This window comes from Massilia sp. 2TAF26, from assembly GCF_052115005.1.
In the GTDB taxonomy this organism is placed as follows: domain Bacteria; phylum Pseudomonadota; class Gammaproteobacteria; order Burkholderiales; family Burkholderiaceae_D; genus Telluria.
This window is the reverse complement of record NZ_JBFRFV010000006.1, coordinates 194,573-208,294: the sequence shown is the minus strand read 5'-3', so window position 1 is coordinate 208,294 and position 13,722 is coordinate 194,573. Positions and strand designations below refer to the sequence as shown.

General features: G+C 66.1%; 11 protein-coding genes. 7 read left to right on the top strand and 4 right to left on the bottom strand.

Going from position 1 to position 13,722, the window contains the following annotated elements:
* Position 1: 1 nt before the first annotated feature.
* Positions 2-655 carry an HAD family hydrolase gene (locus AB4Z32_RS08875; RefSeq protein ID WP_442121479.1) on the bottom strand — a complete coding sequence of 218 codons (654 nt, stop codon included), beginning with the start codon at positions 653-655 and terminating at the stop codon, positions 2-4.
* 232 nt (positions 656-887) lie between these two features.
* On the opposite strand from AB4Z32_RS08875, the gene AB4Z32_RS08870 reads away from it, so the two are divergent.
* Complete coding sequence (locus AB4Z32_RS08870) at positions 888-3,302, top strand: TIM-barrel domain-containing protein (RefSeq protein ID WP_442121478.1); 2,415 nt, start codon at positions 888-890, stop codon at positions 3,300-3,302.
* Between the two features lie 106 nt (positions 3,303-3,408).
* Positions 3,409-4,314 (top strand): hypothetical protein, encoded by a 906-nt coding sequence (locus tag AB4Z32_RS08865; RefSeq protein ID WP_442121477.1) that lies wholly within the window; start codon positions 3,409-3,411, stop codon positions 4,312-4,314.
* Positions 4,315-4,338: 24 nt separating this feature from the next.
* On the opposite strand, the gene AB4Z32_RS08860 is transcribed toward AB4Z32_RS08865, so the two are convergent.
* The gene (locus tag AB4Z32_RS08860; protein WP_442121476.1) at positions 4,339-4,728 is read right to left on the bottom strand and encodes a cupin domain-containing protein; all 390 of its coding nucleotides are present in this window, start codon (positions 4,726-4,728) and stop codon (positions 4,339-4,341) included.
* A 144-nt stretch (positions 4,729-4,872) separates the two neighbouring features.
* On the opposite strand from AB4Z32_RS08860, the gene AB4Z32_RS08855 reads away from it, so the two are divergent.
* The 5 genes from AB4Z32_RS08855 (at position 4,873) to AB4Z32_RS08835 (ending at position 11,612) form a co-directional block, all read left to right on the top strand.
* The gene (locus tag AB4Z32_RS08855) at positions 4,873-7,218 is read left to right on the top strand and encodes a PAS domain S-box protein (RefSeq protein ID WP_442121475.1); all 2,346 of its coding nucleotides are present in this window, start codon (positions 4,873-4,875) and stop codon (positions 7,216-7,218) included.
* 103 nt (positions 7,219-7,321) lie between these two features.
* A complete protein-coding gene (locus AB4Z32_RS08850) occupies positions 7,322-8,218 on the top strand; it encodes a PLP-dependent cysteine synthase family protein (RefSeq protein WP_442121474.1) in 897 nt (298 codons plus the stop codon).
* Positions 8,219-8,290: 72 nt separating this feature from the next.
* The gene (locus tag AB4Z32_RS08845) at positions 8,291-10,249 is read left to right on the top strand and encodes a CocE/NonD family hydrolase (RefSeq protein WP_442121473.1); all 1,959 of its coding nucleotides are present in this window, start codon (positions 8,291-8,293) and stop codon (positions 10,247-10,249) included.
* A gap of 34 nt (positions 10,250-10,283) precedes the next feature.
* Positions 10,284-10,856 (top strand): flavin reductase family protein, encoded by a 573-nt coding sequence (locus tag AB4Z32_RS08840; protein ID WP_442121472.1) that lies wholly within the window; start codon positions 10,284-10,286, stop codon positions 10,854-10,856.
* Between the two features lie 87 nt (positions 10,857-10,943).
* A complete protein-coding gene (locus tag AB4Z32_RS08835) occupies positions 10,944-11,612 on the top strand; it encodes a TonB family protein (protein ID WP_442121471.1) in 669 nt (222 codons plus the stop codon).
* Positions 11,613-11,731: 119 nt separating this feature from the next.
* On the opposite strand, the gene AB4Z32_RS08830 is transcribed toward AB4Z32_RS08835, so the two are convergent.
* On the bottom strand, positions 11,732-12,769 hold the full coding sequence (locus tag AB4Z32_RS08830; protein WP_442121470.1) for a lysozyme inhibitor LprI family protein: 1,038 nt from the start codon (positions 12,767-12,769) through the stop codon (positions 11,732-11,734).
* Positions 12,766-13,440, bottom strand: coding sequence for a GntR family transcriptional regulator (locus AB4Z32_RS08825; RefSeq protein ID WP_442121469.1), 675 nt, complete (start codon positions 13,438-13,440; stop codon positions 12,766-12,768). The genes AB4Z32_RS08830 and AB4Z32_RS08825 overlap by 4 nt, the downstream gene beginning before the upstream one ends.
* Between the last annotated feature and the right edge of the window lie 282 nt (positions 13,441-13,722).

Genomic DNA, 13,722 nt, shown 5'->3' with positions numbered 1-13,722 from the left:
CTTATTCCGTCACAGGCAGGGGAAGTCCCAATGCCCTCAGCCTGAAGCGCAAGTCGGCGGCGCCTTGAAAATGAATGCCGCGCAGGCCTTCCTTGGTGGAGGCCTCGACATTGCGAATGCTGTCATCGATGAAAACGGTGTTCTCCGGGACCAGTTTGTAGCGATCGATCAGAAGCCTGAAGATCGCCGGATCCGGCTTCACGAGTTGTTCGCGGCCGGACACCACGATGCCTTCGAACCAGGCAAGGAATGGAAAACGCCTGAGAGCGATGGGGAAGGTTTCGTCCGACCAGTTGGTGAGGGCCAGCAGACGGACATCGAGCGCGCGGAGTTCCGCGAGGACCTCTACGGTCTCCTCGATCGCGCCCGGTATCATCTCTTCCCAACGCTCACGAAAAGCCCTGATATGACGTTCATGGGAAGGGTGTGTTTGAATCGCCATGTCGATTCCATCCTTCCATGAACGGCCCCGGTCTTGCTGCTCGTTCCATTCCATGTTGCACACCTCGGACAGGAAATGCTCCATTGCCGCTTCGTCGTCGGCAAACAGCTTCCTGTACAGGATGCGCGGATCCCATCGAATCAGAACATTGCCGAGATCAAAAACGACGGTGTGAACAAGCGGCGGTACTTGGGGTTGGGTAGTCGGACTCATGGCTCTCCTGGCTGGCCCCTGGATGTTACCTCAAGCAGAGGAGGGGCCGCCGCACCGGTTAGGGGCTGAGCCGGCGTAGTCAAACTACGTACGGCTGTCGCATGCAATTTCTGAGGTATACCAGCTCGTTTGCCCCGTGCGTGTAAATTAACTACCTCAACCATGTAAATTCTGGCATGCTCTTGCCTGCGGCCGCCCAGGCCGCCAAGATCACGACAACGACCACGAGACCATGAAATTCACCACCTTTGCGGTGGCGTTCGCCTCCGCGTTCGCCGCCTTGACCGCCAGCCCGTTCGCCCAGGCCCAGAACGCCGACCGCCACTTCCTCGGCTTCAAGAGCGTCGGCGGCAAGGGCTATGAGATCGCCACCAGCGACGGCCGCTACCTGATCAAGCCCTACGCGCCCAACATCGTCGAGACCAGCTTCGTGCCCAGCGCGGAAGAGGGCATGCCGCAGGCCGCCTCCCACGCCGTGGTGCTGGCGGCGGGCCAGGTGCCGGTCCGGGTGCAGGAAGACGCGGCGCGCGTCGTGCTCGCCACAGAGGGCATCACGGTCACGGTCGAGAAGTCGCCCTTCCGCATCGGCTACAGCTACAAGGGCAAACCGCTGGTGGCCGAAAAGCGCGGCTACGGCCGCGGCGACCAGCTGGAGTCGATCGAATTCGCGGTCGACGGCGGCGAAGCCCTGTACGGCGCCGGTTCGCGCGCGGTCGGCATGAACCGCCGCGGCTACCGCTTCCCGCTGTATAACAAGGCCTCCTACGGCTTCGGCAGCCACGCCGAGCAGATGGGTTACGGGATTCCGATGGCGCTGTCCTCGAAGCGCTATGCGATCCACTTCGACAATCCGCAGGCCGGCTACCTCGATCTCGACAGCCGCAAGGACGGCACCCTGCGCTTCGAAGCCATCGGCGGTCCCAAGACCTACCAGGTGGTGGCGGGCGACGACTGGGCCCAGATCATGGACGGCTATACCCGCCTGACGGGCCGCCAGCCGCTGCCGCCGCGCTGGGCCTTCGGCAATTTCGCGAGCCGCTTCGGCTATCACACCGAGCTTGAAACCCGCGCCGTGGTCGACAAGTTCATCGCCGACGGCATTCCGCTGGACGCGGTCGTGCTCGACCTCTACTGGTTCGGCAAGACCGTCAAGGGCACCATGGGCAACCTGGCCTGGGACCGCGACAACTTCCCCCAGCCCGAGAAGATGATGGCGGACTTCCTGCAGAAGGGCGTCAAGACCGTCCTGATCACCGAGCCCTTCATCCTGACGACCTCGAAGCGCTGGAATGAAGCCGCGCAGCAGGGCGTGCTCGCCACCGGCAGCGACGGCAAGCCCCTGCGCTACGATTTCTATTTCGGGAACACGGGCCTGGTCGACGTCTTCAAGCCGGAAGCCCAGACCTGGTTCTGGAACATCTACAAGAACCTGAAGTCGGGCGGCGTGGCCGGGTGGTGGGGCGACCTGGGTGAGCCCGAAGTGCATCCGGCCGAAGCCCGGCACGCGGCCGGCACGGCCGACCAGGTCCACAATATCTACGGCCACGAGTGGGCGCGCCTGATCCACGACGGCTATGCGCGCGACTATCCCGACGAGCGCCCCTTCATCCTGATGCGCTCGGGTTATTCGGGCTCGCAGCGCTTCGGCATGATCCCCTGGTCCGGCGACGTCAGCCGCGGCTGGGGCGGCCTGCAGTCGCAGATGGAGATCTCGCTGCAGATGGGGATGCAGGGCCAGGCCTGGATGCATTCCGACCTCGGCGGCTTTGCCGGTCCGGTGCTGGACGACGAACTCTATGTGCGCTGGCTGCAGTACGGCGTGTTCCAGCCGCTGTTCCGCCCGCACGCCCAGGAAGAGGTGGCGGCCGAGCCGGTGTTCCGCGAACCGAAGACGAAAGCGCTGGCGCGCGAGGCGGTGCGCCTGCGTTACGCGATGCTGCCGTATAACTACACGATCGCCTTCGAGAACAGCCGCAGCGGCATGCCGATGATGCGTCCGATGCTGTTCGAGGAGCAGGACGAGGAAGCGGCGGCGGCGATCTCTTCGACCTATCTGTGGGGCCCGAGCTTCCTGGTGGCGCCGGTGGTCGAGCCGGGCGCGACGCGCAAGGAAGTGCACTTCCCCGACAAGGGCGTTACGTGGTTCGATTTCCATACCGACGAACCGCACCGTGGCGGCATCACCGAAGTGGTCAAGCCCGTCGCCGACCATATTCCGACCTATGTGCGGGCCGGCGCCTTCGTGCCGCTGGCGAAGGTGGTGCAGAGCACCCGCGACTACTCGACCCGTGCGCTCGACCTGCACTACTGGCACGACGCTGGCGTGAAGAGTTCGTCCGGCCAGCTGTACGACGACGACGGCAAGACCCCGAACGCCTTCGAGGCCGGCAAGTACGAGCTGGTGCGCTTCAGCAGCCGGCTCGATGCCGGCAGGCTCGAGATCGCCCTGCAACCGGAGACCGGCGCCAGCTATGCCCCGACTTCGCATGCCTTCACGCTGAAGGTCCACAACGTGGGGCGACAACCACGTGCCGTGCAGGTCAACGGCAAGGCCCAGGTCTTCCGCTGGGACGCCCGCCGGCGCCTGCTGGAAGTGAGCCTGCCGGCTCTGCGCCAGGCGCCGATGGCGGTGGCGATCGCGCTCTGAGCAGGGCCCCATACGCTTGAGTTGGGGGCGCGCCCGTGTTCAGGCGCGCTCCGGCGTGGTCGGCGATTCGTTAAACTGCGGGGAAGCAGAAGCGATCTACCGCACCATGAAGCCTCAACTCCTGCAGGATCTCAACGAAAGCGGCTCAGCGCAGTCCAAGCCGCCAATCCCTGGCGCCGCCGAGCAAGTCACGCGGCCGCGCCCGACCGTCGAGCCGCGTCCGCAAGCGGCGGAGCCCGGCGACACCGTCCCGGCAACGGGATTTGCGCCGCAGCCCCCGGCCTTCGCCGAGCCCATCCCGACGCCAGCGCCAAGGCCGCCGCCGATGCGGGCGACGGCGCAGGCGACCGAACCGTGGGCACCGGCCGACAGCACGGAGGAGCAGGTGCCGGGCTGGCTCGCCGAACGCCTGGCCCTGGACGCCGAGGAGCAGCGGCGCACGGAACGCAGCCGTCTCTGGGGGCGGCGCCTCGTCGCCTGGGGTGCGGCCGGCGTGCTGCTCGCACTGCTGGCCAGCGGCGGCCTCTATCTGTACGACCAGAGCCAGGTCGAAGACGCGCTGGTGGTGGTGGCGAACACGAATCCCGCCCCCGCATCCGCCGCCCCCGGCCTGGAAGCGGCGCAGGCATCGCGGGCCTTGCCGGCAAGCGTGGCGGCGCCCGTCACGCCGGCGCCCGCGCCGGCTGCGCCTGTCAGTGCGGAGGCAAGGACCGCGGAGCGAAGCACCGCGGTGGGCGGATCGGCAGCGGCGCAGACCGACGCCGGCGCAGGCCAGCCCGTGCCGGCCGAAGACCAGCCCGCCGACCTGGCGCCGCCGCCCAAGCGCCAGCGCAGCCATGTCCGCAAGCGCGTCAAGGCCGAGGCCAGCGCCAGGGCCGCCGACGCCGAACCCTCGGCCCGCCAGCGCCGCGAGGAAACGCTGATGCAATGCCGCGCCCACGGCTATGACGAACACCAGTGCCTGCAGCGCGGTTGCGAAATGACCCGCTACGGCTTCGCCTGCAAGGGCTGAGGCCTGAGGCCGCGGCGGGCGGCATCAATCTTCGTGGTGGTGTTTCTCGTACTCGTCGGCCTCGGCCTTGGTGGCGTGCACGATGCCGTCCGGGTGCTCCGGCGGCGTGTACAGGGTGTAAAGGCGCATCGGCTCGGTCTTCGAGGTGTTGATCACGTTGTGCTCGGTACCGGCCGGCACCACCACGGCCACGCCGTCTTCCAGCTTGTGCTCTTCGCCGTCGAGGATGGCGACACCGGTGCCGGCTTCGACGCGGATGAACTGGTCGTGGCCGGTGTGGTGTTCCATGCCGATCTCTTCGCCGGCCTGCAGGGTCATGATGACCAGCTGGCTGCGCGGGGTCGTGTACAGGACCTCGCGGAAGTTGTTACCTGCGAGGGTTTTTTCTTCGATATTGATGCTGTAACCCGACATGCTTGTTCTCCTGTTGACTCAGTTTCGGCAGCTGCCTCTTGCGTTCGACAGCTGCTGCCCAATATCGATTGTATAAGACCGCAGGATTCCGCGCAGGCGGCCACCCCACTGTTATACTCGGGAATTTAAAGTTTCCATAATTTCATGTCGAGCGACCTCAATGCCCAGCGCCGTGCCCAGCTTCTCATCGAGCGGGTGGCGGACTACGCGATCTACATGCTCAATCCGGACGGTACGGTGGCGAGCTGGAACGCCGGTGCCCGCCGCTTCAAGGGTTACGAGGAACAGGAAATCCTCGGCCAGCACTTTTCGCGCTTCTACGCGGAAGCCGACCGCGCGGCCGGCGTGCCCGAGCGGGCCCTGAAGACCGCGCTGGAGTCGGGACGCTTCGAGGCCGAAGGCTGGCGCGTGCGCAAGGACGGCAGCCGCTTCTGGGCCTCGGTCGTGATCGACGCGATCCACGACGACAACGGCGAACTGTTCGGCTTTGCCAAGATCACGCGCGACATCACCGACAGGAAGCTGGCCCGCGATGCGCTGCGCCACACCGAGGAGCAGTTCAAGCTGCTGGTCGAGAGCGTGGTCGACTACGCCATCTATATGCTCAGCCCCGAAGGCGTGGTGACGACCTGGAATGCCGGCGCCCGCAAGATCAAGGGCTATGCGGCCGATGAAATCGTCGGCAGCCACTTCAGCCGCTTCTACACCGAGGAAGATCGCCGCAACGGCAAGCCCGAACAGGTGCTGGCCCAGGTACGTGCGGACGGCCGCTTCGAGGCCGAAGGCCTGCGGGTGCGCAAGGACGGCACCGCCTTCCGCGCCAGCGTGGTGATCGACGCCATCCGCGATCCCGAAGGCAAGCTGGTCGGCTTTGCCAAGATCACCCGCGACATCACCCAGCGCACCCAGCTCGAGGATGCGCGCCAGGCCTTGCAGCATTCGCAGCGCCTGGAGGCGGTCGGCAAGCTGACCGGCGGCGTGGCCCACGACTTCAACAACATCCTGCAAGTCATCGGCGGCAGCCTGCAGCTGATGAGCGGCACCGTGGCCGGCATCCCGGCCGCGCAGCGCCACCTGAACATGGCCTTGTCGGCGGTGGACCGCGGCGGCAAGCTGGCGGCCCAGCTGCTGGCCTTCGCGCGGCGCCAGCCGCTGCAGCCGGTGGTGCTGAACGCCGGCCGCGTGGTGCGCGGCATGGAGGACCTGGTGCAGCGCGCCGTCGGCGAGAGCGTCGAGGTGGAGATGGCGGTCTCGGCCTCGCTGTGGAATACCCTGGTCGACCCGCACCAGCTCGAGAACGTGGTGCTGAACCTGGCGATCAACGCGCGCGATGCGATGCCGAACGGCGGCAAGCTCACCATCGAGCTGTCCAACACCATGCTCGACGATACCTATGTGAGCGCGGCCCACGAGGTGCCGTCGGGGCAGTACGTGCTGCTGGCGATCAGCGACACGGGTACCGGCATGACGCCCGAGGTGCTGGCGCGCGCCGTCGAACCCTTCTTCACCACCAAGGGCGAAGGGCAGGGCACCGGCCTGGGCCTGTCGATGGCCTTCGGCTTCGTCAAGCAGAGCGGCGGCCACTTCCGCATCTACAGTGAAGTCGGCCACGGCACCACGATCAAGGCTTATTTCCCGCGTTCGCTGGAAGCCGAGCAGACGCTGCCGGAACAGGTCGGCGGCGGCGACATGCGCGGCGGCACGGAGACCATCCTGGTGGTCGAGGACGACCTGAACGTGCAGGCCACCGTGGTCGGCATCCTGTCCGAACTCGGCTACCAAGTGCTGCGCGCCGATAACGCCGAGATGGCGCTGGCCGTGCTGCGCGCCGGCGTGCGCTGCGACCTGCTGTTCACCGACGTCGTCATGCCGGGCAAGATCAAGAGCACCGAGATGGCGCGCCAGGCGAGAAGCCTGTTGCCCAACCTGAAGGTGCTGTACACCTCCGGCTACACCCAGAACGCCATCATCCATGGTGGCCGCCTCGACGCCGGTGTGGAACTCCTCAGCAAGCCGTATCGCCGCGAGAAGCTGGCCGCCAAGGTGCGCCAGATGCTGGGCGGCCAGGGCCAGCAGGCCGCCGCGGCGCCGGAGCCCCCGGCCCAGCCGGGCCGCGTCGTCCACCCGGACGGCCTGCGCGTGCTGCTGATCGAAGACGATGCCCAGGCCAGGGAACTGTACCGCGACATCCTGGGCACTGCCGGCTACCGCGTCGCTGAAGCGCCGACGGCCGCCGCCGCGATCGCGATCCTGGCGCGCGAGCGCTTCGACGTCGCCGTGGTCGACTACAGCCTGCCCGACCAGGACGGCCTGACCCTGGCGCGCCGGATCGTCGCCGACCATCCGGGTGTGGCGCTGGTGTTCGCGTCCGGCTACGGCAGCCTGGTGGCGGGCGCCTCCGACCTGGCGGCGCGCGTGCTGACCAAGCCGTTCACGGACCTGCAGCTCAAGCAGGCCGTGATCGCCGCCGTCGCCGCGCGAAGGCTGTGATCCCCAGACTGTGACACGTGGCGCACGATTGTTTGCAATCTTGCGCCACGTAAAAACTCTTCATGCTAGCCTTGCTCCATAGCAATTATAAGGAGGAGAAGGCGTGCAATCCCAGGTCAGAAATTCCGTGATGGACGCGATCGGCGAGACCCCGGTCGTCAGGCTTGGCCGGGTGTTTCCGGAGGCGAACGTGGTGGCCAAGCTCGAGTACATGAACCCGGGCGGCAGCATCAAGGACCGCATGGTGCGCTACATGCTGCGCCATATGCCGGCCGGCACCCGCCACGTGGTCGAGAGCTCGTCCGGCAATACCGGCGCCGCCCTCGCCATGGCCAGCGCCGTGCTGGGCCTGCGCTGCGACGTCACGGTGCCGGACACCACCAGTACCGAAAAGCTCAGGCGCATCGCCGCCTACGGCGCCACCGTCCACGCTTGTGCGCCGGACGACTACCATGCTTGTGCCGAAGACCTGGCCCGCGACAACGAAGCCCATTATCTCGACCAGTACTGCACGCCGCTCAACCGCGAAGCGCATTACCGCGACACCGGCCCCGAACTGTGGCGCCAGCTGGCCGGCGAGATCGACGTCTTCGTCTGCGGCGTCGGCTCGGGCGGCACCATCTCCGGCATCGGCCGCTACCTGAAGGAGTGCGATGCGCGGGTGCGCGTGATCGGCGTCGAGCCGCTGCACTCGTCCTACCGCAAGCTGGTGACCGACGAGCGGCCGCATGGCGAGTTCAAGACGGTGATAGAAGGCGTCGGCAAGCGCCAGCCTTCGCGCAGCTTCGATCCGGCCGTGGTCGACGACGTGGTGCAGGTGGCGGACGAGGACGCGCTGGCCTGGTGCCGGCGCCTGGCCAGCGAGGAGGGCATCCTGGCGGGTGGATCGAGCGGCTGCGTGGCCGCCGGCATCGCCGGCCTGCGGCCGCGGCTGCGGGGCTTGCGCATCGCCACCGTATTCCCGGATTCGGGCGCCTTCTACCTGTCGAAATACTTTTGACGGGCTGTCAGGAATGACAAATCTTACTTACTGAACATATACTGGCGGCTTTATCTTTCCGATAAGGAAATCATGAGCCGCCGTCCTCTTTCGATCCTCGCACTGTCACTGGCCCTCGCATTCGCGGGCGCAGCCTCCGCCCCGGCTTTCGCCGCCAATGCCGTGGCCGCCGATGCGCCCGCCGTCCAGCGCGACCTGCGCGCCAGCTACACCAAGTATGAGTACCGGATCCCGATGCGGGACGGCACCAGGCTGTTCACCGTGGTCTACGTGCCGAAGGACGGCTCGAAGAGCTATCCTTTCCTGATCAACCGCACGCCATACAGCGCCGGCGTGTACGCCGACGGTGAGCTGCGCTACGGCGAGGACTGGTATCCGACTTCGATCGGCCCGTCGAAGGAATTCGAGGATGCCGGCTACATCTTCGTCAAGCAGGACGTGCGCGGCCGCTATATGTCCGAGGGCAAGTGGCAGGAGATGACCCCGCACCTGAAGGCGCAGCGCGCCGCCGGCGAGGGCCAGGAAAGCCAGGACATGTATGACACCATGGAATGGCTGCTCAAGCACGTCCCCAACAACAACGGCAAGGCCGGCATCTACGGCATCAGCTACCCGGGCTTCTACACCTCGGCCAGCATCATCGATTCCCACCCGTCGATCAAGGCGGCCTCGCCGCAGGCGCCGGTCACCGACCTCTTCATGGGGGACGACTCCTATCACGGCGGCGCATTCATGCTGGCGGCGAACTTCGGCTTCTACGCCAACTTCGTCGAGCAGAAAAACCCGACCACCGGCCCGAAGAGCCGCGAGCGCTTCGACTATGGCGCGTCCGACGCCTACGACTTCTACCTGCGCCACCTGACCATGCCGAACATCCTGGCGACCTTGACCGACGGCCAGCGCGCCTACCTGGCGCCGACCATCGAGCACGACACCTACGACCAGTTCTGGCAGACCCGCGACATCTCGCGCCACCTGAAGGGCGTCAAGGCGGCGGTGCTGAGCGTCGGCGGCTGGTTCGACGCCGAAGACCCGCAAGGCCCGTTCACGACCTACCAAGCGGTCAAGAAGTTCAACCCGACCACCTTCAGCGGCCTGGTGATGGGCCCGTGGGTGCACGGCGGCTGGGCGCGCTACGACGGCCAGCAACTGGGCCACGTGCGCTTCGACAGCAAGACCGGCGAATACTTCCGCACCCAGATCCAGTTCCCCTTCTTCGAACAGCACCTGAAGGGCGTGAAGCCGGCCCGGCCGATCGCCGAGGTAACCGTGTTCGAGACCGGCTCCAACGTCTGGCGCCAGTACACGGCCTGGCCGCCGGCGCCGGCCAAGGCCCGCATGCTCTACCTGGCACCGGGCGGGAAGCTGAGCTGGACCCAGCCCGCCGCCGGCGCCGACTATGACGAGTACGTATCGGATCCGAAGAAGCCGGTGCCCTACATCGGCTACCCCTCGTTAGGGGTGCCGCAGGAATACATGGTGTCCGACCAGCGCTTTGCCGCCACCCGTCCGGACGTGCTGACCTACCAGTCGGACGTACTGGAAGAGGACGTCACCATCGCCGGACCGGTCACGCCCAAGCTGTTCGTCTCGACCACCGGCACGGACGCCGACTGGGTCGTCAAGCTGATCGATGTGTATCCGAACGAGTACCCGTCCGGCGAACGCGGCCCACGCGGCAAGGACGTCGGCGCGCCCGAGACCAGCCTGGCCGGCTTCCAGCAACTGGTGCGCGGCAACCCGCTGCGCGGCAAATTCCGCAACAGCTTCGAGAAACCGGAGCCTTTCGTGCCGGGCAAGATCGAGGCGATCAGCTACCATCTGGGCGACGTCAACCACACCTTCCGGCGCGGCCACCGCATCATGGTGCAGGTGCAGAGTTCCTGGTTCCCGCTGATCGACCTGAACCCGCAGACCTTCACCTCGATTCCGAAGGCCAGGCCGGAAGACTTCAAGGCCGCGACCCAGCGTGTCTACCATGCGGCGCAGACGCCTTCGGGACTGCAGCTGATGGTAATGCCGGCGCATTGATGCGCGCACGCGGCCGTTCGAAAGGAGCAGCAGGATGAGCGACCGCGTACCAGTCGAGCTAAGCAAAGCCTACCGCCTGATGAACCACGGCCCGACCGTGATCGTCACCAGCCACCACGGCGGGCGGTCCAACATCATGTCGGCGGCGTGGTCGATGCCGCTCGACTTCGACCCGCCCAAGGTGGCGGTGGTGATCGACAAGTCGACCTTTACCCGCGGGCTGATCGAGGCCTCGGGCGAGTTCGTGCTGAACATTCCGTCGCGGGCGCAGGCGCGCCTGACCGTCGATGTCGGCAACGAGACCGGCGCCGAGGTCGACAAGTTCGCCGCGCACGGCATTGCCACCGCCGCGGGATCGAAAGTAGCCGCGCCGCTGGTCGAAGGCTGCCTGGGCTGGCTGGAGTGCAGGCTGATTCCGGAACCGCATATCCAGCAGGCCTACGACCTCTTCCTCGGCGAAGTCGTGGCTGCCTGGGCCGATCCCGCCGTGTTCGACGGCGCGCACTGGAAGATGGAACAGGGCGGCATGCGCAGCATCCATTATGTGGCGGGCGGCCACTTCTTCGAGATCGGGGCGCCGTTCTTTGCCGGGGACGACAAAGGGTGATTCCGCGTCGGCGGCATCGAAGCTTGCCGCTGTGATGACAATGCCATAATATTGTCGTTCCAATCACTTTCGTATCGAGCGCGCGCCATGAAGCGGACCACCTTGACCCTCGTTCTCGCCGCGGCCCTGTCTCATACGGGAGGTTCCGCGCTTGCCGAGGAAACCCGGTTCAAGCTGCCCTCGATCGACGCGGCGCAGTGCAAGTTTCCCGGCTATCCAAAGCCGGCCTTGAGAAGGGGCGAGGAAGGCCTGGTCATCGTCGGCGTCCAGGTGGATGAAAGCGGCACCGTGCTCGATACGAAAATCCTGTTGTCCAGCGGTTCGCCCGACCTCGACCAGGCCGCGCAGACCGCGTTCCGGAAGTGTCCCCATAAGCCTGGCACGGTCGATGGTCGGCCGGTGACGATGTGGGGACAGGTTCAGTATGTGTGGACGATGGAGCCGTCGAGCGGCAAGCTGTGGAAGGGGCTCCAGCAAGCCGCCCTCGACGGAAACCTGGAAGCGCGCTATGCGCTTGGCGCGCTGCTGAGCGGGCCAAGCAGGACGGAGGCCGAGCAGGCGGCGGGCCTGAAGCTGGTGATCAGCGCGGCGGAGGCTGGGCAGCCCATGGCGCAGATTGCGCTGGCTTCAAAATACGAGTCCGGAAAGCAGGTTCCCAGGGATCTCGCCGAAGCGCACCGCCTGTACGCCGAGGCCGCCGCGCAGGGCAACGTCGTCGCGATCGACCACTTGCGCGTGCTGGGCGATGCACACTGAGGGTGCTTCAGGACCCATGACGTGGCGGGCGGCCACGTTCCGGGCGACCCCGGCGTCCACGTGCCGGCGATGCCGGTCGATTCCTCCCTGTCGACCCTGAGCGTCGACGCCCGCCCGCGCTAGCGATAGCTCTCGAGTGCGCGCAGCTCGGCCGTCCGCTGGGAGGTCAGCAAGGTCCTGATCGCGTCCGCGCCTGGACCCGAAGGCAGGCTGGCGCGGAAGGCGAGGAAGGCGTCGCGGTAGGCCAGCCAGAGGCGCTGGTCCTTGCGCACGTCGGCGTGTTCGATGGTCGAGTCGCCGATGCGGTCGGGATGGCCGTCCTGGGTCGACGGAATCGCCATGACCTTGCCATAGGCATCGTTCAGCTGGCGGTCCCATTGCGCGAAGTCCTCGGCCGACGCCGGCGGCAGCTTGCCGGCGACTGTGTCGAGCATGGCTTGCATGGCTTGTTCGCGCAGCTTGGCCTGGCGCTGGAACGCGAAGTCCGCTGCAGCCGTGCCGCGGGCGTCGTTCTCGCCGCTGCCGGCTTCGCTGGCGTAGCGCTCCGCCGCCTGGCGAAGCTTCGAGAATGCTGCGCGGCTTGCGGCAGGAAGCGCGCGTTCCATTCGCTCCAGGCGGGAATTGCGCGTCCGACCGTTCTGCGTTTCCCGCCGCTGCGCGCAGACGGCGCCCATATAGCCGCTGGTGATGTCGTCGCAGACATCGATGGGTTTGTCCTGTGCCTGCGCGCCGGCGAGATGGGCGACGCGCGACGTCATCTCGGCCTTTGCGATGTAGTCGACGATGCAGGCGTGATGAATCGCACGGTCCATATCGCGCGCCACCCCGTAGCCGTTCGCATACAGCATCATCAGCACGCCGTTGTCGTTCTTCGCCAGCGCGCAGGCGCGGACCTGATCCCATTCGGCCTGCGAGGTGCTGGCCTGGCTGCGCTTGTGGTCATAGAGGTCGATGGCGTCGCAGTCCTGCGCCGCCCTGACTTGTGCAGGCGCAGGCGCCGGCTGCAGTCGTTCGACCCGCATGCACTGCTTGTACCAGTCCTCATCCTTTGAAAACGGCACCCCGAAGTTAGCGGTGTTCGGATAGGGGCCGGCAGCCAGCACCGCAGCCGATGCGGCCAGCGCCATCGCCGCCCAGGCCAAGGCAAGGCGTCTCATGCTACCCGATGGCTCAGAACTTCATTCAGCCGCGCCACCAGATTCAGCCGCGCCTCGGTCGCATGATGGTCGGACATCTCGACCGCCCGCGCGACGTCGCCGGCCGCGATCGCCTGCGCCATCGCCTCGTGCTCGTCCCAGATCGATTCGCGCTGCATCGCCGACTGCAGCACCGCCCCCATCACGCGCCGCAGGTGCACCCAGTGGAACTGGGTCGTCTCGAAGATCAGCGGATTGCCCGAGGCCTGGTAGATCGCCGTGTGGAAGGCGATGTCGGCGTCGATCATCGCTTTCACGTCCTTGCCGCGCGAAGCCTTGCGGCCGTTGGCGATGATCTGCGGGTCGATGGCGGCCCTGCGTTCGGCGGCCAGGCGCGCCGCCAGGGTGTCGAGGGCGCCGCGCACCTGGTAGAGGTTGCCGATCCATTGCGGATCCAGTTCCGCCACCAGCACGCCGCGTCCCGGCGCATCCTTCACCAGACCGTCCTTCTTCAGCAGGCGCAGGGCCTGCAGCACGGGCGAGCGCGAGACGTCCATCTGCTCGGCGATTTCTTCCTGGGTGATGCGGGCGCCGGGCGGCAGCGAGCCGTCGCTGATGGCGTCGAGCAGTGTTTGATAGACCTGGTCGACGAGGTCCGGACGTACCTGAATTTTCGATAGTTGTTTGAGCATGGGTTCACCTTTGTATTCAGTATACGTCCAGTTGACCCGAAGTCAATTTATTAAGCCGAGTCACCGGAGCAGGAGCGCGCGATACAAAAAATCGGTTGACAAGCGATCCACGGAAGCGAAGAATGTATTCTGTATACAGAACACAGAGTGGGCGGAATCGTAAGAAAGATTCCCGACCGCAAACTGTGCGAGCGACAAAAATTTTTTGCCTGTATGCTTTGTATACAGAATACGGAACACGGATGCGCCTCCGGGACGCAGCCACCATCGAGCCAGAGGAGA

Excerpts from the sequence above, each read along its gene's own strand:
- AB4Z32_RS08840 (WP_442121472.1), top strand. The coding sequence starts at position 10,284 with ATGAGCGACCGCGTACCAGTCGAGCTAAGCAAAGCCTACCGCCTGATG.
- AB4Z32_RS08835 (WP_442121471.1), top strand. The coding sequence starts at position 10,944 with ATGAAGCGGACCACCTTGACCCTCGTTCTCGCCGCGGCCCTGTCTCAT.
- AB4Z32_RS08875 (WP_442121479.1), bottom strand. The coding sequence starts at position 655 with ATGAGTCCGACTACCCAACCCCAAGTACCGCCGCTTGTTCACACCGTC.
- AB4Z32_RS08855 (WP_442121475.1), top strand. The coding sequence starts at position 4,873 with ATGTCGAGCGACCTCAATGCCCAGCGCCGTGCCCAGCTTCTCATCGAG.
- AB4Z32_RS08825 (WP_442121469.1), bottom strand. The coding sequence starts at position 13,440 with ATGCTCAAACAACTATCGAAAATTCAGGTACGTCCGGACCTCGTCGAC.
- AB4Z32_RS08830 (WP_442121470.1), bottom strand. The coding sequence starts at position 12,769 with ATGAGACGCCTTGCCTTGGCCTGGGCGGCGATGGCGCTGGCCGCATCG.
- AB4Z32_RS08845 (WP_442121473.1), top strand. The coding sequence starts at position 8,291 with ATGAGCCGCCGTCCTCTTTCGATCCTCGCACTGTCACTGGCCCTCGCA.
- AB4Z32_RS08860 (WP_442121476.1), bottom strand. The coding sequence starts at position 4,728 with ATGTCGGGTTACAGCATCAATATCGAAGAAAAAACCCTCGCAGGTAAC.
- AB4Z32_RS08870 (WP_442121478.1), top strand. The coding sequence starts at position 888 with ATGAAATTCACCACCTTTGCGGTGGCGTTCGCCTCCGCGTTCGCCGCC.
- AB4Z32_RS08865 (WP_442121477.1), top strand. The coding sequence starts at position 3,409 with ATGAAGCCTCAACTCCTGCAGGATCTCAACGAAAGCGGCTCAGCGCAG.